The 19,596-nt window shown below is 67.6% G+C and carries 21 protein-coding genes; 18 read left to right on the top strand and 3 right to left on the bottom strand.

Going from position 1 to position 19,596, the window contains the following annotated elements; genetic code table 11:
* Positions 1-50 precede the first annotated feature (50 nt).
* From hflX to FJ887_RS17105, 3 genes are read left to right on the top strand one after another with little or no spacing between them, the layout of a single operon-like run.
* Entirely contained in the window at positions 51-1,526 is a 1,476-nt protein-coding gene (gene hflX, locus FJ887_RS17115) for a GTPase HflX (protein ID WP_063250556.1), read from the top strand.
* A complete protein-coding gene (locus tag FJ887_RS17110) occupies positions 1,523-3,508 on the top strand; it encodes an ATP-dependent DNA helicase (protein ID WP_140955770.1) in 1,986 nt (661 codons plus the stop codon). Before hflX ends, FJ887_RS17110 begins: the two co-directional genes overlap by 4 nt.
* A 31-nt stretch (positions 3,509-3,539) precedes the next feature.
* Positions 3,540-3,782, top strand: coding sequence for a hypothetical protein (locus tag FJ887_RS17105; protein ID WP_095376500.1), 243 nt, complete (start codon positions 3,540-3,542; stop codon positions 3,780-3,782).
* 385 nt (positions 3,783-4,167) lie between these two features.
* Here FJ887_RS17105 and lexA read toward each other — a convergent pair whose 3' ends face one another.
* Complete coding sequence (gene lexA / locus FJ887_RS17100; protein WP_009378532.1) at positions 4,168-4,923, bottom strand: transcriptional repressor LexA; 756 nt, start codon at positions 4,921-4,923, stop codon at positions 4,168-4,170.
* 242 nt (positions 4,924-5,165) lie between these two features.
* On the opposite strand from lexA, the gene FJ887_RS17095 reads away from it, so the two are divergent.
* The 9 genes from FJ887_RS17095 to FJ887_RS17055 all read left to right on the top strand — a co-directional run bounded on the left by FJ887_RS17095 (position 5,166) and on the right by FJ887_RS17055 (position 13,252).
* Positions 5,166-5,489: a LysM peptidoglycan-binding domain-containing protein gene (locus FJ887_RS17095; RefSeq protein ID WP_063250553.1), complete on the top strand. Its 324-nt coding sequence runs from the start codon at positions 5,166-5,168 to the stop codon at positions 5,487-5,489.
* Between the two features lie 9 nt (positions 5,490-5,498).
* Complete coding sequence (locus FJ887_RS17090; RefSeq protein WP_095376501.1) at positions 5,499-6,632, top strand: histidinol-phosphate transaminase; 1,134 nt, start codon at positions 5,499-5,501, stop codon at positions 6,630-6,632.
* Between the two features lie 107 nt (positions 6,633-6,739).
* Positions 6,740-7,336 (top strand): imidazoleglycerol-phosphate dehydratase HisB, encoded by a 597-nt coding sequence (gene hisB, locus FJ887_RS17085; RefSeq protein ID WP_140955771.1) that lies wholly within the window; start codon positions 6,740-6,742, stop codon positions 7,334-7,336.
* Positions 7,333-7,935, top strand: coding sequence for a hypothetical protein (locus tag FJ887_RS17080; RefSeq protein WP_063250550.1), 603 nt, complete (start codon positions 7,333-7,335; stop codon positions 7,933-7,935). The genes hisB and FJ887_RS17080 overlap by 4 nt, the downstream gene beginning before the upstream one ends.
* Positions 7,932-8,585, top strand: a complete 654-nt coding sequence (gene hisH / locus FJ887_RS17075) for an imidazole glycerol phosphate synthase subunit HisH (RefSeq protein WP_101624770.1) — start codon at positions 7,932-7,934, stop codon at positions 8,583-8,585. The genes FJ887_RS17080 and hisH overlap by 4 nt, the downstream gene beginning before the upstream one ends.
* A gap of 86 nt (positions 8,586-8,671) precedes the next feature.
* Entirely contained in the window at positions 8,672-9,400 is a 729-nt protein-coding gene (gene priA, locus FJ887_RS17070; RefSeq protein ID WP_140955772.1) for a bifunctional 1-(5-phosphoribosyl)-5-((5-phosphoribosylamino)methylideneamino)imidazole-4-carboxamide isomerase/phosphoribosylanthranilate isomerase PriA, read from the top strand.
* Between the two features lie 5 nt (positions 9,401-9,405).
* Positions 9,406-10,152 carry an SseB family protein gene (locus FJ887_RS17065; protein WP_063250547.1) on the top strand — a complete coding sequence of 249 codons (747 nt, stop codon included), beginning with the start codon at positions 9,406-9,408 and terminating at the stop codon, positions 10,150-10,152.
* 89 nt (positions 10,153-10,241) lie between these two features.
* Entirely contained in the window at positions 10,242-11,588 is a 1,347-nt protein-coding gene (locus FJ887_RS17060) for an amidohydrolase (protein ID WP_063250546.1), read from the top strand.
* A 20-nt stretch (positions 11,589-11,608) separates the two neighbouring features.
* Positions 11,609-13,252 (top strand): AbgT family transporter, encoded by a 1,644-nt coding sequence (locus FJ887_RS17055; protein WP_095376502.1) that lies wholly within the window; start codon positions 11,609-11,611, stop codon positions 13,250-13,252.
* 145 nt (positions 13,253-13,397) lie between these two features.
* Here the strand turns inward: FJ887_RS17055 and FJ887_RS17050 are convergent, their stop codons facing one another.
* A complete protein-coding gene (locus tag FJ887_RS17050; RefSeq protein WP_101624773.1) occupies positions 13,398-14,441 on the bottom strand; it encodes a Rossmann-fold NAD(P)-binding domain-containing protein in 1,044 nt (347 codons plus the stop codon).
* Between the two features lie 144 nt (positions 14,442-14,585).
* Here FJ887_RS17050 and FJ887_RS17045 point away from each other — a divergent pair, with 144 nt between their 5' ends.
* A complete protein-coding gene (locus FJ887_RS17045) occupies positions 14,586-15,359 on the top strand; it encodes a TetR/AcrR family transcriptional regulator (RefSeq protein ID WP_181365684.1) in 774 nt (257 codons plus the stop codon).
* Positions 15,360-15,466: 107 nt separating this feature from the next.
* Here FJ887_RS17045 and FJ887_RS17040 read toward each other — a convergent pair whose 3' ends face one another.
* Positions 15,467-15,838, bottom strand: a complete 372-nt coding sequence (locus FJ887_RS17040) for a DUF1844 domain-containing protein (RefSeq protein WP_009378551.1) — start codon at positions 15,836-15,838, stop codon at positions 15,467-15,469.
* Between the two features lie 272 nt (positions 15,839-16,110).
* On the opposite strand from FJ887_RS17040, the gene infC reads away from it, so the two are divergent.
* The 5 genes from infC to FJ887_RS17015 all read left to right on the top strand — a co-directional run bounded on the left by infC (position 16,111) and on the right by FJ887_RS17015 (position 19,578).
* Positions 16,111-16,791, top strand: coding sequence for a translation initiation factor IF-3 (gene infC, locus FJ887_RS17035; protein WP_140955790.1), 681 nt, complete (start codon positions 16,111-16,113; stop codon positions 16,789-16,791).
* A gap of 97 nt (positions 16,792-16,888) precedes the next feature.
* Entirely contained in the window at positions 16,889-17,095 is a 207-nt protein-coding gene (rpmI, locus tag FJ887_RS17030; RefSeq protein WP_063250542.1) for a 50S ribosomal protein L35, read from the top strand.
* A gap of 125 nt (positions 17,096-17,220) precedes the next feature.
* On the top strand, positions 17,221-17,610 hold the full coding sequence (rplT, locus tag FJ887_RS17025; protein ID WP_009378556.1) for a 50S ribosomal protein L20: 390 nt from the start codon (positions 17,221-17,223) through the stop codon (positions 17,608-17,610).
* Positions 17,611-17,812: 202 nt separating this feature from the next.
* Complete coding sequence (locus tag FJ887_RS17020) at positions 17,813-18,634, top strand: TrmH family RNA methyltransferase (protein WP_140955773.1); 822 nt, start codon at positions 17,813-17,815, stop codon at positions 18,632-18,634.
* A gap of 284 nt (positions 18,635-18,918) precedes the next feature.
* Entirely contained in the window at positions 18,919-19,578 is a 660-nt protein-coding gene (locus FJ887_RS17015; RefSeq protein WP_140955774.1) for a pentapeptide repeat-containing protein, read from the top strand.
* Positions 19,579-19,596 lie beyond the last annotated feature (18 nt).

The following is a 19,596-nucleotide window of genomic DNA, read 5'->3' as shown; positions in this document are numbered from 1 at the left end:
ACATGTGCGTTGTACTTCGTGTACAGCAGTTGCCACGAACAAAGGAATGAATGACGTCCACTGACAAAGAGCGTCGGGAAGCGATGCTCGATCGTGTCCTCGCCAGAGGTGCCCAGGCGCTGAGCCCGAAGGAAGCCGCCGCTGACGAGGAATCGCAGTTCGACCTCGCCGAGCGTGCCGCCCTGCGCCGCGTCGCGGGCCTCTCGACGGAACTCGAAGATGTCACCGAGGTCGAATACCGACAGATCCGGCTCGAGCGCGTCGTCCTCGCCGGACTGTGGAACACGACCCTCGACGAAGCCGAGAACTCGATCCGCGAACTCGCCGCCCTCGCTGAGACCGCAGGCTCCGAAGTCCTCGACGCGATCGTCCAGCGCCGCGACAAGCCGGACCCGGGAACGTATCTGGGCCGCGGCAAGGCCGCCGAACTCAAGGAGATCGTCGAAGCCGTCGGCGCCGACACCGTGATCATCGACTCCGAACTCGCGCCCAGCCAGCGGCGCGGACTCGAGGATGTCATCAAGGTCAAGGTCGTCGACCGCGTCGCGCTCATCCTCGACATCTTCGCCCAGCACGCGAAGTCCCGTGAGGGCAAGGCGCAGGTCGAACTCGCCCAGCTCGAATACCTCCTCCCGCGTCTGCGCGGTTGGGGTGAATCGCTGTCCCGGCAGGCCGGTGGCCGTGTCGCCGGCGGTGCCGGCATCGGCTCACGTGGTCCCGGTGAGACGAAGATCGAACTCGACCGGCGCCGCATCCGCACCCGGATGGCGAAGCTGCGCCGCCAGATCGCCGGCATGGCGCCCGCCCGGGACACGAAGCGGAAGAACCGCGCACGCAACCATGTGCCCTCCGTGGCGATCGTCGGCTATACGAACGCCGGCAAATCGTCCCTGCTCAACCGGCTCACCGACGCCGAGGTGATGGTCCAGAACGCCCTGTTCGCGACTCTCGACCCGACGGTGCGACAGTCCCGGACCTCCGACGGCATCACGTTCACCTACACCGACACCGTCGGATTCGTCCGCAACCTGCCCCACCAGCTCGTCGAGGCGTTCCGGTCGACGCTCGAAGAGGCCTCGGACTCCGATCTCCTCCTCCACGTCGTCGACGCCTCCCACCCGGACCCGCAGGGGCAGATCCGCGCGGTCCGAGAGGTCCTCGGGGACGTCGACACCGGTGACATCCCGGAACTCCTCGTCTTCAACAAGGTCGACCTCGCCGACGAGACCGTGGTCACGGCTCTGCGCGCCGAATACCCGGGCGCCCGGTTCGTCTCCGCAACGACGGGGGAGGGCATCGCCGACCTCGTCGAGACGATCGAGGAGAAGCTGCCGTCTCCGAACATCGAAGTCTCCGTGCTCATCCCCTACGAGCGCGGCGACCTCGTCTCGAAGATCTATGCGCTGGGCACCGTCGATCACGAAGAGCACGGTGAGGGCGGCACGGGCATGCACGCGAAGGTCCCGGCCGAGCTCGCCGCCGAACTCGAGGAGTTCCGCCGGCCTGACATGGTCATCGGCGAGTGAGCTCGGTCGCCGACCTGCTCTCTGCGACCGTCGGCGCCATCGGCGGGTCGACCCGTGAGGGTCAGACCGAGATGGCGCAGGCGGTCGCCTCGTCGCTCGACAAGGGCATCCACCTCCTCGTCCAGGCCGGCACCGGAACCGGCAAATCGCTCGCCTATCTCGTGCCCGCCGCAGAGTACGCGAGCCGCACCGGTGGGAAGGTCATCGTCTCCACGGCGACGCTCGCCCTGCAGACGCAGATCATCCACCGTGACCTCCCGCGCCTGTTCAAATCCGTGAAGAAGTCCCTCGACCCGCTGCCGAAGGCGGCCCTGCTCAAGGGGCGGCGGAACTATGTGTGCAAGCACAAACTCGCCGGCGGTTACCCCGACGAGGACGAGGGAATGCTCTTCGACCTCGGCGCCGATGCCGCCGCCGGACGGAAGCCCGCCGACCGGTCGGGCCTCGGCGAGGAGATCCAACGCATCCGCACGTGGGAGAAGACCACGGAGACCGGAGACCGGGACGACCTCATCCCAGGCGTCAGCGACAAAGCGTGGGCGCAGGTCTCCGTCAACGCCTTCGACTGCCTCGGCTCGAACTGTCCGCTCTTCACCGAATGCTTCGCTGAACAGGCCCGCAACGCCGCCGCCGAGGCGGACATCGTCGTCACCAACCACGCCCTGCTCGCGATCGACGCGTTCGGGGAGAACGCCGTCCTGCCCGAACACGACGTCATCATCATCGACGAGGCACACGAGCTCAAGGACCGGGTGACCAATGCCCTGTCCGGCCAGATCAACACGGGCATGCTCTCGGCGGCCACCTCGGCGGTGCGCAAGCACACCACGGTCGAGGACGGCGTGACCGCGATGCTCGACACCGCCTCGGCGGCCTTCGAACGCGCGACCGCCGGGGTGAGCGAAGGGCTCATGCTCTCTTTGCCCGAACCCCTCGCCCTCGCGCTCACGCAGATCCGTGACTCCGCCCGCCAGATCATCAACGACATCGGCGGCCGCAGCGAGGACGCCGACGCCGGCCGGCAGATGGCCAAAGCGCGGTGCCAGGAGATCTTCGAACTCGCCGAACGCTTCTGCGACCCCGGCAAGAACGACGTCGTGTGGCTGAGCCGCAGCACCTTCCGCGAGCGGGAGACGACGAACCTCGTCGTCGCGCCCCTGAGCGTGGCCGGAACGATGCGGCACGGGATCTTCGAAGAGTCGACCGTCGTCGCCACCTCGGCGACCCTGTCGCTGGGCGGGAACTTCGACGCCGTCGCCGCCTCGCTCGGTCTCGTCGGCCCCGACTCGCCGAGGTGGGACGGCCTCGACGTGGGATCGCCGTTCGACTACGGCCGGCAGGGCATCATCTACGTCGCCTCCCACCTGCCCAAACCCGGTCGCAGCGGGCTGAGCGAGGAAGCACTGGCCGAACTCGAAGCCCTCGTCACAGCCTCGAAGGGCGGGGCGCTCGGACTCTTCTCCTCGCGTGCGGCTGCGAACGCCGCGGCCGAGCACCTGCGCGACCGGCTCGATCTGCCGATCCTCCTCCAGGGCGACGACGGTCTGCCGTCGCTCGTCTCCCGGTTCGCCGCCGACGACGAGGCGTGCCTGTTCGGGACGATGTCCCTCTGGCAGGGCGTCGACGTGCCGGGCCGGACGAACCGGCTCGTCATCATCGACCGGATCCCGTTCCCGCGCCCCGACGACCCGCTCATGCAGGCCCGAGCGCGGGACGCCGATCGACGCGGGGTCAACGGATTCATGGCGGTGAGCGCGACGCATGCGGCGCTGCGGCTGGCGCAGGGTGCCGGGCGGCTCATCCGCTCGACGGGGGACAAGGGCGTCGTCGCGGTCCTCGACTCGCGTCTGCGCTCGGCCCGCTATGCCGGCTACCTCGTCAGTTCGATGCCGCAGATGTGGCCGACGACGGATCCGGCGGTCGTGCGCACAGCACTCGGGCGCCTGGCCGCGACGAAGGACGAGGACGCCGCGAAGGGGTGATGGCCCGCCGCCGGGTGGTAAAGTTCGCGCCATGGCCCGCAAGCGGAAGAAGAAGCCCTATCGGAAATACTGGCTGCCGTGCTTCCTTTCGGGTGTCGTCCTTCTCGCCGGAGGGGGAATCGGCTTGCTCATGGGTGCCACATATCTCAACGTCTGGCCGATCGTGGCCTTCGTTCTGGGCGGTCTCGCCATGGTGTTCACCCTGGTCGCATTGTTCCATGACGGGGAGTGGACGGAGGGCTATTCGACTGCCGACTCCATGACGGGCATATAGGGGCGGTTCGTGTCATCCCCGAGGCGGCCATTCATCCTTGCAGTGGCACAACCTCCCCTCGGCGGTAAAACCTCCCCGTAGCGACAAAACCTCCGCGCAGTTTCGCACCTCGCACCCGGAGCGCCAAAACCTCCCGGTGCACGGGGATGATTAGTCGCTCGAGGTGCCGGTCGGCAGAGCGCGAGGCCTGCGGCGACACGCACGCCAGCCGTCACCCGCCTGCCGGAGCATGCCGACTCGCCCCAGACACCTTTGCCCCCACCGCCGAGGCGCCCCAGACACGCCGAATGCCCACGACCACCAACGGTCGTGGGCATTCGCGTTTCCGGTCAGCCGCCTCGGCGAGGGGCGAGCCCACCCGCAGAGGCCCGCGAGGAACCCAACCTCAGAGCCGGCGGATGACGGCGACGACGAGGCCCATGATCTGGGCGTACGTACCGTCGATGGGGTCGTAGTCCTTGTTCTGCGGCAGCAGCCACTGGCGCCCGGCCTTGCGCTTGAGGGTCTTCACCGTCGCTTCGCCGTCGAGGAGGGCGGCGACGATCTGCCCGTTGTCAGCGGTGTGCTGCTTGCGCACGACGACCCAGTCGTCGTGGCAGATCGCGGCTTCGATCATCGAATCGCCGACGACCTTGAGGAGGAACATCTCACCGGAGCCGACGACCTGCGTGGGCAGGGAGAAGACGTCGTCGACCTCCTGCTCGGCGAGGATCGGACCACCGGCGGCGATGCGGCCGACGACGGGGACCTGGACAGTGTTGTTCGCGAGCTCCTCGTACTTCGCGCGCTCGGCCTCCTCCTCCTCGAAGGGATTGACGACCTCGATCGCCCGCGGGCGCTTGGGGTCGCGGCGGACGTAGCCGAGCCGCTCGAGCTGGGAGAGCTGATGGGCCACACTCGAGAGCGAGGCGAGACCCGCCGCCTCGCCGATCTCGCGCATGCTCGGCGGATAGCCGTTGGTGACGACGGCGCGCTCGATCGTCTCGAGGACGAGCCGCTGTCGGGGGGAGAGACGGAAGTCCCCGGCCCCGGTCGGACCGTCAGGGATCTCGACCTCGTCCTCTTCGCTGCGGGCCGCGGCGATCTCGCTGGCAACGTCCTCGTTGCGCGGCCTGCCTCTGCCTCGTTTGCTCTGCACCATTGCTCTTTCCCCTTCGTTCTAATCCCGCCGTTTCCCACCGGTTGAACCGCCTCGAGAGACCTCGTGTCAGTGCCGCCTGGGATGGTTGTTCGATATCGATCAACAACGCTGGTTCTCTCTCATTGTCTCATAAATGTTCGAGATGGACTGGACATTTGTTCGAATGATGTGTTGAATAGAACAGACGTTCTACCCATTGCGGGTGGAATCGTACGAAGAAAGAGGTAAATGCGATGTCTGTGATGAATCAGGAACTGCATCTGACCAACCGCGGCCGCCGTGCCGTGCGTCTGCTCCGCACCGCCGTGTGCGCCCTCGCGATCGTCGGCGGCACGCTCTTCTTCTCGACCCAGACGTTCACCGCCGAGGCGGTCGGCGGTGACGAGGTCATCGGCGTGGCCGCGGACTCCGTCGTCGTCGGCGAGGGCGAGTCGCTGTGGACGGTGGCCTCGAACCTCGGCCTCGACCGCGACACCCGCGACGTCGTCGCCGACATCGTCGAGCTCAACCACCTGTCCTCGCCCGTCGTCCACCCCGGCCAGAGCCTCGACGTCCCCCAGCGCTAAAATCGCTGTGTGGGAAACATCGAGTCTCTGCCAGTCCGCTCCGACCTCGTCGGGCGTGAGCCCTACGGCGCCCCGCACCTCGACGTGCCGGTCCAGCTCAACGTCAACGAGAACGCCTATCCGATCCCGGACGTCGTCGTCGAGGCGATGCGCACGGCCGTCGACACTCATCTGGCCGGACTCAACCGCTACCCGGACCGTGAGTTCACGGCACTGCGCAAGCACCTCGTCGACTATCTGACCGGTGTCAACGAGCGCGCGGGCACGGCCGTCGAGCTGCATCCTGAGATGATCTGGGCCGCCAACGGCTCGAATGAGGTCCTCTCCCACATCGTCCAGGCCTTCGGCGGTCCCGGCCGCACCGCACTCGGCTTCACCCCGAGCTACTCGATGCACCCGCTCATCACGACGGGCACCGGTGCCGAATGGATCCATGCCGAGCGCGACGACGACTACGGACTCACCGCCGAGGCGGTCGCCGCCGAAGTCTCCCGCGTCGACCCGGACATCGTCTTCCTCTGCACCCCGAACAACCCGACGGGCACCTCGCTCGGCCTCGATGTCATCGAGGCCGCGTACGAGAACTGCTCGGGCATCGTCATCGTCGACGAGGCGTACGCCGAGTTCTCCCGCCCGGCGCTGCCTTCGGCGATGACCCTGCTGGCAGGCCGCCCTCGTCTCGTCGTCTCCCGGACGATGAGCAAGGCGTTCGCGTGCGCGGGTCTGCGGCTCGGCTACGCGATCGCCGCCCCCGAACTCATCGACACCCTCCGCCTCGTCCGCCTGCCCTACCACCTCTCCGACGTCACCCAGGTGCTCGCGTGCACCGCGCTCGAGCACGCCGATCTCCTCCTCGGCAACGTCGACCGGCTCATCGACTCCCGGAACGCGATCTCGGCCCGTCTGGCCGAACTCGGCTTCACCGTCCATCCGAGTGATTCGAACTTCGTCCTCTTCGGAGGCATCGCGAAACCGGCCGAACTGTGGCAGAAGCTGCTCGACCGTGGGATCCTCATCCGCGACATCGGCATCCCGCACCATGCCCGAGTCAATGCCGGGACAGAAGCTGAGACGACCGCGTTCCTCGCCGCGATGAACGATATTGTCGCTGACGATCCCTCCACCCTGCTCAGCGCCCACTGAGTCGCCGCTGGTCGCCCCGGTTCTCAGCCGGGCGGTGACCCTGGGACAATGGGAAGCGCAGCATCCGCGCCGCACATGACGGCGCGGCACACGACGAAAGGCTCACTATGAGGCAGGCCCAGCGCGAGCGGTCGACATCGGAATCGACCGTGTCCGTCGCCCTCGATCTCGACGGAACCGGCAAGGCGGACATCGCGACGACCGTGCCGTTCTTCGACCACATGCTCACGGCGCTCGCGAAGCACTCGCTCATCGACCTCGACGTCACTGCCAAGGGCGACACCGACATTGACGTCCACCACACCGTCGAGGACACCGCGATCGTCATCGGCCAGACCCTCGCCGAGGCGCTCGGGGACAAAGCCGGCATCCGCCGCTACGGTTCCGCGTTCGTTCCGCTCGACGAATCGCTGGCCCGCTGCGTCGTCGACATCTCCGGCCGCCCCTACTTCGTCCACGAGGGAGAACCCGAAGGGCAGCAGTACCACCTCATCGGCGGACACTTCACCGGGTCGATGACCTCGCACGCCCTCGAATCGATCGCGCTGCACGCGGGGCTGACCGTCCACCTCGACCTCATCCGCGGCCGCGACCCCCACCACATCGTCGAAGCCCAGTTCAAAGCGTTCGCCCGGGCCCTGCGCGAAGCCGTCGAACCCGATGGCCGCACCACCGCGGTCCCGAGCACCAAGGGAGTCCTATGAGCACCACCGTCGTCGTCACCCCGTTCGGGGTTCCCGACCAGCTCGCCGCCGCCTGCGTGCTCTCGAACATCACCGGCACGATCGTGCCCGTTGGCGACTTCACCGGCATCGTCCTCGCCGACACCGGAGTCGCAGCCGGCAACGAGGCGGCCGCGGCGATCTCGAAGCTCGCCGGCAAGCACGAGGTCCTCCTCCTCGTCCGCAGCGACGAGCAGATCGACGCCGGCCACTACCGCAACGGTGCCCGCGAATCCGATGTACCGGCCGGGCTCGCCCTGCGCAACCTTCCCGACGTCGTCGAACAGCTCCTGCTCGAGACGACGACGGCCGACCAGGTCGAAGGCAACATCCCCACCTCGTCGATGTCGAAGCTCCAGGCGAGTGCCGCGACGATGACACCGGGCCGGGCCGCCCTGGCGCGGACAGCGCTGCTGTGGATCATCGTCGCCGTCCTCGCCGGCATCGTCCTCGCCTTCGGCGTGAGCTTCGGGCTCAGCGGCAACGGTGTGGCGTGGGGCGTCGCCGTTCTCGGAGTCGTCGTCCTCGGATTCGCCCTCTGGCGGATCTCCCGGGTCCTGTCCGGAGGCCGGTCACGATGACGACGATCGCCGTTCTCGACTACGGAGCAGGCAACGTCCGCTCTGCCGTCCGCGCAGCTGAGGCCGCCGGCGCCGAGGTGAGACTGACTGCCGACCACGCTGACATCGAGGCCGCAGACGGGCTCCTCGTTCCCGGCGTCGGCGCGTTCTCCGCCGTCATGGCCGGGCTCGAAGGGGTCGATGCGCTCGACCTCATCAGAGCCCGCCACGAGGAGGGACGGCCGCTGCTCGGCATCTGCGTCGGCCTCCAGGTGTTCTTCTCGCAGGGTCGTGAACACGGTGTCGAGACGGCGGGCATCGGTCTGTGGCCCGGCGAGGTCACCGCGCTCGATGCTCCCGTCGTCCCGCACATGGGATGGTCGGACATCACCGCGGCCGAAGGGTCGAGGATGTTCTCTGGCATCGAGGACGAGAAGTTCTACTTCGTCCACTCGTACGCGGCGACCGATCACCCCGCGGGAACGCTTGTGACGACCGCCCGCCACGGTTCGGAGTTCATCGCCGCCGTCGAGGACGGGACCACGTGGGCAGCGCAGTTCCACCCGGAGAAATCCGCTCAGGCGGGTGCCGCCCTGCTGCGCAACTGGATCGCCTCGTTCCCCGACGAGGACCGCGTCTCTGACGGAGGCCGCTCACCTGACAGCCGCTAGCAGCCGTCAGGCCCCAGCGCCCCTCGAGCCGATCCCCGCACCCGTCGACCCCGTCGCAGCGCATGCGCGACAGAAGAAAGGCCACCATGACTGACAAGCTCGTCCTCCTTCCCGCCGTCGACGTCGCCGACGGCAAGGCCGTCCGCCTCGTCCAGGGCGAAGCCGGCACCGAGACCGACTACGGATCGCCCATCGACGCCGCCCACGACTTCGAGGAGCGCGGAGCCGAGTGGATCCACCTCGTCGACCTCGACGCCGCGTTCGGACGCGGATCGAACTCCGATCTCCTCAACCAGGTCGTCAAGGCCGTCGACATCAAGGTCGAGATCTCCGGGGGAATCCGCGACACCGAAAGCCTCGAACGGGCACTCGACACCGGAGCCGAGCGCGTCAACATCGGCACCGCCGCGCTCGAGAACCCGGAGTGGACGGCGGATATGATCGCCCGCTTCGGCGACCAGATCGCCGTCGGCCTCGACGTCCGCGGCCAGACGCTCTCGGCCAGGGGTTGGACGAAGGACGGGGGAGACCTCTTCGAGGTCCTCGCCGGTCTCGAAGCCGCGAACTGCGCCCGCTACGTCGTCACCGACGTCCGCAAGGACGGCACCCTCCAGGGACCCAACCTCGAGCTCCTCGAATCCCTGACGACGCGCACCGACAAGCCCATCACCGCCTCTGGTGGGGTCTCGAGCCTCGACGACCTCCGCAGTCTCCGCGCTCTCGTGCCCGCAGGGGTCGACTCCGCGATCGTCGGCAAGGCGCTCTACGCGGGCAAGTTCACCCTCGAAGAGGCGCTCGACGTCGCGGGACGCTGAACCCGATGCCCACCGATTCCGCCGGCCAGCCCTGGGAGGGCCGGAACCTCGCGCCCAACCCGTTCTCCGGTGACACCGGAGAGGCCGATGCGCCCCTCCTGGCCGCGCTCGAAACGGCCGCGGAGTCACCGCTCGACCCGGCTGCCCACCAGGGCGTCGTCGCCGCCCTGGCCGGCGTCCGCCTCTATGCCCCGATCGTCCCGATCGCCGTCGACCACGGCGTCGGGGAGAACGGCCTCATGGTCGACAACTCCTCGGACATGGCGATGGTCCGCCTCCAGGCCGAGGACGGACGCGAATGCACACCCGGATTCTCCGCGATCCCACCGCTGACGGCGTGGCATCCCGAGGCGAGGCCGGTGCCCATCGAGTCCGAACGCCTGGCGCTCGGGGCTATCGAGGCCGACTCCCAGCTCGTCGTCCTCGACCCCGGCACCGACCGGTCGTTCCTCCTCCGCCGCCCCGCCCTCTTCGCCTTTGCCCAGGGTCGACCGTGGACTCCCGCGTGGGCCGATCCCACCGTCGCCGAGGCGGCCGTGGCCCTGGCCGGACGGTTCCCCTGGCTCGCCCGGATCAGCCTCAGCCCCGGCAGCGCGCGCGTCCATGTCGAGGGACCGGAACTCGGCATCCGCCTCGGCGTCACGGGCCAGGTCCCCGCCGAGGAGGTCGAACGGTTCCAGCAGGCGCTGGCCGCCGATCCGATCGTCGTCGAACGCGCGGACTCGCTCGCCCTTCAGCTCACCGCGGTCTGAGTCCACCCCTCTGAGGCCGCCCCGGGAGACCATCCTCTGTGACGGGTCATGGGTGTGTCTGTGACCGGCGTCTCCTATGCTTGTGAGCCATGAGCGCACCCAGAGACCTCGGCCGTGCCACGGTCCCCGATGAGAGCTACCTCGACCACATCGCCGCGGAGACCCGGGCGCGAGCGGACAACGCCGCCGAGTGGACCTCGGAGTTCACCGGCGCCCCGACCACCAGCACAGATGCCATCGCCACCGCCCTCACCGGTGCTGGCGACGAGATCACCGGGCTCCTCCACCGCATCCACGAGCTCGCCGAGACCGCCTACGAGGAGGTCGAGTCCGTCGCAGCGATCGCCGCGGTGCTCGAATCCCGGGGCATCGCCGTCGAGACCGGGCTCTACGGCGTCGAGACTACGCTCCAGGCGACGACCGGCAACGGGAACGGCCGGACGATCGCGATCCTCGCCGAGTACGACGCCCTGCCGGAGATCGGCCACGCGTGCGGGCACAACCTCATCGCCGCAGCCGGAGTCGGGGCCTTCCTCGCCCTCGACGAGCTCTACCGGCAGAACCCCGAGGCGGTGCCGGGCACGGTCGTCCTCCTCGGCACCCCCGCCGAGGAGGGGCACTCGGGCAAGGAGGTCATGGCCCGGGCCGGTGCCTTCGACAGCATCGACGCGGCGATCATGGTCCACGGGTACGGTTACGACTGCGCCGACCAGGTGTGGTTGGGCAGGCGCCTGCTCGAGGTCACCTACTCCGGGGCCGCCGCGCACGCCTCGGCGCAGCCCTTCATGGGACGCAACGCGCTCGACGCCGCGACCCTCTTCTACCAGGGACTCGGGCTCATGCGCCAGCAGATGCCGCCGATCTCCCGCCTCCACGCCGTCATCGCCGACGGCGGCACCCGGCCGTCGATCATCACGGAGACGGCGACCGTCCAGTGCTATGTGCGCTCGAAGTACCCGGAGACGCTCAAGGAGCTTTCGCAGCGGGTCGAGGATGCGGCGAAGGGGGCGGCGCTCATGACCGGCACCGGCGTCGAGATCACCTGGGACGAACACCCGCCGTCGCTGCCGGTGCGGACGAACTCCGCGCTGACAAAGCGGTGGGCGCTCCACGAGATCGCGCAGGGGAGGACCCCGCTGCCCGGGGGCGTCCTCGACGAGTCGATCGCCGCCTCGACGGACTTCGGCAACGTCTCCTACCGGATCCCGGGCATCCACCCGCTCATCAGGACCGCGGACTCCGAGACCGCCCTGCACACCAGGGAATTCGCGGCCGCGGCGATCACCCCCGAAGCTGAGGCCGCGGCCCACGACGCCGCCTACGGGCTCGCGTGCACGGCGCTGGACTACCTCGTCGACGATGACCTCGCCGCCGAGGTCGACACCGAGTTCGCCCGCGCCGGCGGCGCCATCGACGTCGAGAACTACTTCGCCTAGCCACGAGAGAAAGCAGAGCCATGTCAGCGCAGACACCAGCCAAGGTCGGCTTCGGCCAGCGCCTCCTCGACGGGATCGAACGCATCGGCAACAAACTGCCCGAACCGTTCACCCTCTTCCTCGGACTCTTCCTCATCACCGGCGCGATCTCGACGGCGATGGCGATCGCAGGAGTCTCCGTCGCCATTCCCGGCAGCGACGAGATCGTCACCATCAAGGGTCTCTTCACCGGTGAGGGCATGGCCTGGCTGACGACGACGATGGGGGAGAACTACATCGGGTTCCCACCACTGGCCACGGTCCTGCCGATCCTGCTCGCCGTCGGGGTCGCCGAGAAGTCGGGTATGCTCGCCGCGGCCGTGCGGGTCGCGTTCGGATCGAGCCCGCGCTGGCTGCTGCCCTACGCTGTCGGGTTCGTCGGCGTCGTCGGGTCGATCATGGCCGACTCGGCGTTCATCATCATCCCGCCGCTCGCCGCCCTCGTCTTCAAGGCCGCCGGCCGGCACCCGATGGCCGGTCTCATCGGAGGGTTCGCAGCCACCGGTGCCGGTTACTCGACATCGATCGTGCCGACCAGCCTCGACGCGCTCTTCGCCGGCATCACCACCTCGGTGATGGAGACCCTGCCGGGCATCGAGTACCAGGCGGTCAACCCGGTCTCGAACTACTACTTCAACATCGTCGCCTCGATCATGCTCGCGATCATCGCCGGGTTCATCATCGACAAGCTCATCGAACCGAACATGGTCCGCAAGGGCGTGCCGCGTGACTACGTCGACGCGACGACGCAGGGCCTGGACAAGAAGTACCAGGCCACGGACGTCGACTACAGCGAGAACTCCGTGAGCGCCGAGGAGATCGAAGCCGCACAGAAGGAAGTCTCCCCGACGCTCGAACCCGCCGAGAAACGCGGCCTGCTCTGGGCGCTGCTCTCCGCGCTCGCCCTGACTGCGGTCATCCTCGTCTCCGTGCTCATCCCGGACTCGCCGTGGCGCAACGAGGAGGGCGGATTCCTCCCGAAGTCGCCGCTGCTGTCCTCGATCGTCTTCATCGTCTTCGCATACTTCATGCTCATGGGCGTCGTCTACGGCATCGTCGTCGGCACGATCCGGTCGATGAACGACGTCGTGCGGATGATGGCCCAGTCGATCATCGACATGATGTCCTTCCTCATCCTCGCGTTCATCCTCGGCCAGTTCATCGCCCTGTTCAACTGGACGGGAATCGGGTCGTGGATCGCCGTCGCCGGTGCCTCCGGACTCGAGGCGATCGGACTGACCGGGTTCGCCGCGATCATCGGCTTCATGCTGCTCGCGAGCGTGCTCAACCTCTTCATCGTCTCCGGCTCATCGATGTGGACGCTCATGGCCGCGGTCTTCGTCCCGCTCTTCGCACTCCTCGGCTACGAACCGGCGTTCATCCAGGCCGCGTTCCGCGTCGGCGACTCCGCGACGCAGGTGATCACCCCGCTCAACCCGTACATGATCGTCCTCCTCGGTCTCGTCCGCCGCTACGAGCCGAACGCGGGCCTCGGCACCGTGATCTCCCGGATGTTCCCGTTCGTCATCCCGTTCTGGCTCGCGTGGGCGGCGCTGCTCGCGCTCTGGTACTTCCTCGACCTGCCGCTCGGTCCCGGCAACGGGATCTTCCTCAACCAGAGCTGAGGACGATCAGGTTCCCTCGCCGAGGTGGGGGGACGGTTCCGTGTGTGCGCCCGCCGAGGTGGGGACGCGGTTCCGTGGGTACATCCGCCGAGGTGGTGGCCCATAACCGGGGCATGCCCGCCGAGGTGGGGCTGCGGTTCCGCGATCACCGGAGCATCGCGTCGATGCCGGCTCGCCAGTCGGCATCAGCGTCTCCTGAATCGATGAGGCACGGGCGGCGCCAGATCGGGGCGAGCTCGGCGAGTTCGAACATCGACCGGTCGAACCAGCCGGCTGCCCGAACGACGGCGTGGGGGAGAGCGATCGGCTTCCGGTAGGTCGAGCCGAGCACGTCATGGGCGTAGGCGGTGACCTCGGCGAGCGTCGGATTCGCGCTCGGGGCGATGACGAGCCGGTGGCTCCCCGCATGGCGCTGTTCGGCCGCGCTGAGATCGGTTGCTGCGTCGATCATCGTCGCCGCCATGTCGTCGATGACCGTGATCCCGTGGGGCACATCGGTGCGTGCCGGAACGACTGCCCAGCGGCCTGCGGTGATGCGACCGGTGATGCAGAGGCGGACCACCGAGCTCGTCGGTGAGGCCGTTGCGCCGATGAGGTCCCCGGCGAGCACACTCACCACCTGCGCGGGATGGGCAGAGCGAGCCACGAGCAGTTGCTGACGAATCCGCCCCTTCTCCTCGACGGGCGCGAACTCCGCATCTGCCGTGATCGGCGTGGTCAGACCGGCGAAGGCATAGACGGACTCGGGGAAGACGACAGCGATGCCGAGCTGGGCGGCAGCGTCGAGGATCGAGGCTTCGAGTCCTGGCAGGATTCTCGCCCAGACTCGCGAGTCATAGGCGGTGTGGACACACGCGAATATCGCCTCCGCGCCGACCTCCTCCGCGGCCTGGCGGACAGCTTCGGCTGATGACGCGTCACCTTGAGACCACGTGATCCCACCGCGGGCGGTCGCCACGGGGTCGGTGCCGGGCACCGTCTCGGAGCCAGCGGCTGGACGGGCGTGCTCGGTGCCATGCTGAGGCGCAAGTGAGTCGATTCCGGCGCGGTGAGCGATCGCTGTGTCGGTGACTGCTAATCCGTCGGGTCGCGACCGAGTCATGACGTGAACGTCGGTGCCGACGGCCGCGAGGTCAAGGGCGATCTGAGTGCCGATCTGACCGAAGCCGAGGACGAGTGCTGAGCGCATGAGTAAACCCCTTCGAGAATGAGCAGAGGAAAAGTGTGAGCACTGCTCTCTGTGTTGGCGCTTCGAGCGTAGCGCGGCCAGACCGCCGAAACAAGAGCAGTGCTCACTTTTACCTCGTATGCTCTCTCGATCTACGATGAGGGCATGAGCGACGAGGCGACGAAGACACCGCGACAGCGGGCGCGCGAGGAGACGGAGGCGCGGATCGTTGAGATCGGCAACCGGATGCTCGACGAATCCGGTGTCGAGGCGTTGTCGCTGCGGGCGGTCGCTCGTGAGCTCGGCATCGTCTCGAGTGCGGTCTACCGGTATGTGAAGACCCGTGACGAGCTGCTCACCATCCTCATCGCCGACGCCTTCAACTCCCTCGCCGATGCTGTCGATAAGGCGATCGCGCGGGACCGTTCAGTCGCAGCGCTTGGGCTGGCGATGCTCGGATGGTCGCGTGAGCATCCGCAGAGGTGGGCGCTCATCTACGGCACACCGGTTGCCGCCTATTCCGCTCCGCGCGAGGTCACCGTCGAACCTGGCACCCGCGTCATGGTCACGCTCATCCGCCTCGTCGCCGATCTGCGGGCGAGGGCGCTGGCTTTCGAAGATCGCGCGGCACAGGAAGAAGTCGACGGTGATGGCCGCAGGGCACCATGGGACGGGGTCTTTCCGCCGACGGCAGGCGATGGTGCGACCGCGCAGCCGGCGCCGCCTGAGGCGCAGGCGAATCCGGGCCTCGCCCGTCTTGCCGAGGAGATCCGCATGCTCAGCATCGACGTCGACCCGGAGGCCACCTCGGCGGCGATCACCGTCTGGGTCGCGATCATCGGTCTCATCAGCTCACTGCGCTTCGGGCAGTTCGGGCCCGGATTCGACGATGTCGAGGATGAGCTCATGACCTCGGTCGTCCGCCAGCTCGGGTGGTGAGGGAACCGTCGCCCTGAATTCTCACCATGAATGCCGAACGGCCCCTGCCGAACTGGCAGGGGCCGCACACACGCTGAGGACGTCAGCCCCCGAGCGACGCTGAGCGATCAGCGGACGGGGCCGGTGAACTTCTCTCCAGGGCCCTGACCGGGCTCGTCGGGGATCGTCGAGGCCTCGCGGAAGGCGAGCTGCAGGCTGCGCAGGCCGTCGCGCAACGGGCGCGCATGGTGGTCGCCGATGACGGTGGCGGCACCGGTGACGAGGCCGGCAAGGGCGGTGATGAGTTTGCGCGCCTCATCGAGGTCGATGAGGTCGGCGGCGGACTGCTCGGGAGTGTCCTCGGCGAGGCCGAGGTTGACGGCGGCGGCGGACATGAGATGGACGGCCGTGGAGGTGATGATCTCGACGGCGGGCACCTCGGCGATGTCGCGCGTGACGTCGGCGACCGCCTCGGCGGTGTTGGGGTCTTCTGAGGTCATGGGACTAGCTTCCCACAACTGCGGAGCCGGGACCGCGGGAAGGGGGCGCGATGTGCGAAGAGTCATGAACCGTAGTACACTGGATACGGTGCGAAGCGGAGTCTGACTCCCACCTGGATCGCGACGAGCGATCGGGTCCGAAGATCTACTGTACGTCTGACCTCGGCGGAAGCTGGGATCGATGGCAGAGGATCGAGGTGTATTCACGGAAGATCTCACGGTCTCGATGACCGCAGTGATCGTGTGTGCAGGCTCCCTTGGCATTCGTGTCGATGGGAGCCTTTTTCATTGCCACGACACCATTTGAGCTAAAAAGGAGTGAACACATCAGCGAGACGCGCATCAATGACCGGATTCGGGTTCCCGAGGTCCGGTTGGTCGGACCCAATGGTGAACAGGTCGGTATCGTTGCCATTCGCAAGGCACTCGATCTCGCCCGAGAGGCAGATCTCGACCTCGTCGAGGTTGCCCCGGAGGCGAAACCCCCCGTGGCCAAGCTCATGGACTACGGGAAGTACAAGTACGAATCTGCCCAGAAGGCCAGGGAAGCCCGGAAGAACCAGGCGAACACTGCGCTCAAGGAGATCCGCTTCCGTCTCAAGATCGACGAACACGATTACGAGACGAAGAAGGGCCACGTGACGCGGTTCCTGTCCGGCGGTGACAAGGTCAAGGTCATGATCATGTTCCGCGGACGCGAACAGTCGCGCCCCGAGATGGGCATCAAGCTGCTCAACCGTCTGGCCGAAGATGTGTCGGACCTCGGCACCGTCGAGTCCGCACCCAGGGTCGACGGACGCAACATGGTGATGGTCATCGCTCCTCACAAGTCCAAATCCGACGCCAAGGCGGAGGCTCGCAAGGCATCGTCCGATGCCAAGGGCCGCGGCGCCGAGGTGAAGTCCCGACGTGATCGAGTCGCTGCGGAGAAGAACGCAGCGCCCGAGGCGTGAGAAACAGGTAACGAATCGCCGGATCCGAGTGGTCCGGCGGGTGAAGTAGTTGTGGGCGCTCCGGCGCCTGCAACGAAATGCAAAGGAGAACGGCACGATGCCGAAGCAGAAGACGAACAGCGGCGCCAAGAAGCGCATGCGCGTGACTGGCAGTGGCAAGATCATGCGTGAAGGCGTGAACAACCAGCACAAGTTCGAGGGCAAGTCCTCGAGCCGCAAGCGTCGAGTTGGTACGGACCAGGTCCTCACCGGCGGCGATCGCGCCAAGGCCCGCAAGCTTCTGGGCAAGCTCAAGGGCAAGTGACCCGCAGGGGCCGCGCGACCGACCTGGTCGCAGCGACCCGCAGGTCCACGGCTCCCACGAGCCGATCCCCACAGCTTGAACCAGACTCCGGCTCAGCCGGACGAAACGAATCAAAGGAGTAACACGTGGCACGTGTGAAGAGGGCAGTCAACGCCCACAAGAAGCGCCGGGTCATCCTCGACCGGGCAAGCGGCTACCGCGGACAGCGCTCGCGCCTGTACCGCAAGGCCAAGGAACAGGTCATCCACTCGCTGGTCTACAGCTACCGTGACCGCCGCGCTCGCAAGGGTGACTTCCGTCGCCTCTGGATCCAGCGCATCAACGCCGGCGCCCGCGCCAACGGCATGACGTACAACCGCTTCATCCAGGGCCTCAAGGCCGCTGGCATCGAGGTCGACCGTCGCATGCTCGCCGAGCTCGCCGTCAACGACGCAGCGACCTTCGCCCACCTCGTCAAGGTGGCCAAGGACGCCCTCCCGACCGACGTCAACGCCGCGAAGACCCCGGCCGCCTGACGTCCGCCTCGGACGGACGCTTTGAAAGCGCCCCGTCGCTTTCGCCACGGCCCCGACCGCGATCGTTCATTCGATCCGTCGGGGCCGTTGGTCTGTCCTCGCGGTCCTGTCGCCGCCTGCCTGACCGCCTGCCTCACTTCCTCTACCCCCGTCAGTGTCACTGTCTCACTGACCGTCCGCCTCCCCGACCCGAAAGCGAGCCATGAAGCTTCCCGACGTCATCTCCTCCCCGCAGTCGAAGCGGATCAAGAACGCTGCGAAGCTGCTGGGCCGCCGAGGTCGTCGTGCCGCCGGCAAGTTCCTCGCCGAAGGTCCCCAGGCCGTCCGTGAGGCCTTGGCTTCCGACGGTGCCGTCGATGAGCTCTACCTCACCGAGGCGGCCGCCGAGTCCCATCCCGAGTTCGTCGCCGCCGCCCAGGACAGCAGGGTCTTCCTCTCGATCGTCACCGAGGAGGTGCTCACCGAGCTCGCCTCGACCGTGAACTCTCAAGGCGTCGTCGCCGTGTGCCGCACCCTCGACGTCGACCTCACCTCGGTCGTGACGAAGGACGCCCGGCTCATCGTCGTCCTCTCCCAAGTCCGCGACCCGGGCAACGCGGGCACGATCATCCGCCTCGCCGATGCCGCCGGTGCCGATGCCGTCGTGCTCACCTCTTCGTCAGTGGACGTGTACAACGACAAGACCGTCCGCTCGACCGCCGGCTCCCTCTTCCACATTCCCGTCGTCATCGGCGTCGGTCTGCCCGAGGTGACCGAACTCGCCCGGGCCCGTGGGCTCCAGGTCCTCGCCGCCGACGGCAACGACGCCGCCCACGACCTCCACCACCCGTGGGAGTCCGGTCTCGACCTCTCCGCCCGCACCGCGTGGGTCTTCGGCAATGAGGCCTGGGGCATGCGGCCCGAGGACCTCGAGGTCACCGATGCGTCCGTGGCCGTGCCGATCTACGGGCAGGCCGAGAGCCTCAACCTCGCCACCGCAGCCGGCATCTGCATCTTCGAATCCGCGCGCAACCAGCGGATGTAGCGGGGGAGCCGGGCCGAAGGGCTAGTCGCGGTGCTCGATCCACGTGGCGACGGTCCTCCGGGGCTGCGTGCGCGCAGCCGACCCGCGGGCCCTCGTCCCACGCAGCGACGGTCGTCCGACGCTCGATCCACGCGCAGCACGAATTCCGCGTCGCGGGCGACGCGGATTTCGAGCCCGGCGTTGATCGAGGAGTGGCTGTGATCGGCGGAGCGTCGATTCTTCGCCGAACCGTTGATCGAGAGGCGCTCACACGCCGCGTCACCGCTCGGCGATAGTGTGCAGACATGACGACCGCCGCACCGAAGCTGCCGACCATCGACCATGCGAACCTCGCGGAGGGCCTCCTCGGCGACATCGGTCCCGACGAGTTCCTCGAAGGGCTCGACTTCACCGACCTCGACCTCGCCGAGGTGGATGCGAGGGGCACGACGTTCCTCGACTCCGCGTTCACCAGGGTGAACTTCGGTGACGCCGAGGCGCACGCCGACTTCACCGGAGTGCGCCTGTCCGGTGTGCGCCTCGTCGACTCCCGCGCGGACACCCTGACGATGCCGCGAGCGAACCTGCTCAACACCGAGATCGCGGAGTGCCGAATCGGTGCCGGCGTCTGCTTCGACAGTGTCTGGGAGAAGGTCATCGTCGAGAACTGCCGGATCTCCTACCTCAACCTGCGCTCGGCGAAGCTCACCGACGTCGAGTTCCGCGGGTGCACGATCGACGAACTCGACCTCGGCATGGGCACCGCGAAGTGCATCGCCTTCCCGGACACGACGATCACCGACCTCCAGCTCGACGGATCGAGCCTCGGCGGCGTCGACCTGCGTGGACTCGCCCCGCGCAGGCTCTCGGGCATCCACTCGCTCAGGGGCACGACGATCGACGACCAGCAGCTCATGGTCTTCGCCGATCTCTTCGCCCGCGAACTCGGCATCACCGTCGAGTGAGGGACGCGACCGACAGCC

This window comes from Brevibacterium sp. XM4083 (assembly GCF_006489205.2).
Classification (GTDB): Bacteria; Actinomycetota; Actinomycetes; order Actinomycetales; family Brevibacteriaceae; genus Brevibacterium.
Note: the sequence above shows the minus strand (reverse complement) of the source record. Positions and strands in the feature narration are given on the sequence as shown.

Excerpts from the sequence above, each read along its gene's own strand:
- rpmI (WP_063250542.1), top strand. The coding sequence starts at position 16,889 with ATGCCGAAGCAGAAGACGAACAGCGGCGCCAAGAAGCGCATGCGCGTG.
- FJ887_RS17105 (WP_095376500.1), top strand. The coding sequence starts at position 3,540 with ATGGCCCGCAAGCGGAAGAAGAAGCCCTATCGGAAATACTGGCTGCCG.
- FJ887_RS17055 (WP_095376502.1), top strand. The coding sequence starts at position 11,609 with ATGTCAGCGCAGACACCAGCCAAGGTCGGCTTCGGCCAGCGCCTCCTC.
- FJ887_RS17065 (WP_063250547.1), top strand. The coding sequence starts at position 9,406 with ATGCCCACCGATTCCGCCGGCCAGCCCTGGGAGGGCCGGAACCTCGCG.
- FJ887_RS17020 (WP_140955773.1), top strand. The coding sequence starts at position 17,813 with ATGAAGCTTCCCGACGTCATCTCCTCCCCGCAGTCGAAGCGGATCAAG.
- priA (WP_140955772.1), top strand. The coding sequence starts at position 8,672 with ATGACTGACAAGCTCGTCCTCCTTCCCGCCGTCGACGTCGCCGACGGC.
- FJ887_RS17050 (WP_101624773.1), bottom strand. The coding sequence starts at position 14,441 with ATGCGCTCAGCACTCGTCCTCGGCTTCGGTCAGATCGGCACTCAGATC.
- hisH (WP_101624770.1), top strand. The coding sequence starts at position 7,932 with ATGACGACGATCGCCGTTCTCGACTACGGAGCAGGCAACGTCCGCTCT.
- FJ887_RS17080 (WP_063250550.1), top strand. The coding sequence starts at position 7,333 with ATGAGCACCACCGTCGTCGTCACCCCGTTCGGGGTTCCCGACCAGCTC.
- infC (WP_140955790.1), top strand. The coding sequence starts at position 16,111 with ATGGGAGCCTTTTTCATTGCCACGACACCATTTGAGCTAAAAAGGAGT.
- FJ887_RS17045 (WP_181365684.1), top strand. The coding sequence starts at position 14,586 with ATGAGCGACGAGGCGACGAAGACACCGCGACAGCGGGCGCGCGAGGAG.
- lexA (WP_009378532.1), bottom strand. The coding sequence starts at position 4,923 with ATGGTGCAGAGCAAACGAGGCAGAGGCAGGCCGCGCAACGAGGACGTT.
- FJ887_RS17040 (WP_009378551.1), bottom strand. The coding sequence starts at position 15,838 with ATGACCTCAGAAGACCCCAACACCGCCGAGGCGGTCGCCGACGTCACG.
- hflX (WP_063250556.1), top strand. The coding sequence starts at position 51 with ATGACGTCCACTGACAAAGAGCGTCGGGAAGCGATGCTCGATCGTGTC.
- FJ887_RS17060 (WP_063250546.1), top strand. The coding sequence starts at position 10,242 with ATGAGCGCACCCAGAGACCTCGGCCGTGCCACGGTCCCCGATGAGAGC.
- FJ887_RS17095 (WP_063250553.1), top strand. The coding sequence starts at position 5,166 with ATGAATCAGGAACTGCATCTGACCAACCGCGGCCGCCGTGCCGTGCGT.
- hisB (WP_140955771.1), top strand. The coding sequence starts at position 6,740 with ATGAGGCAGGCCCAGCGCGAGCGGTCGACATCGGAATCGACCGTGTCC.
- FJ887_RS17015 (WP_140955774.1), top strand. The coding sequence starts at position 18,919 with ATGACGACCGCCGCACCGAAGCTGCCGACCATCGACCATGCGAACCTC.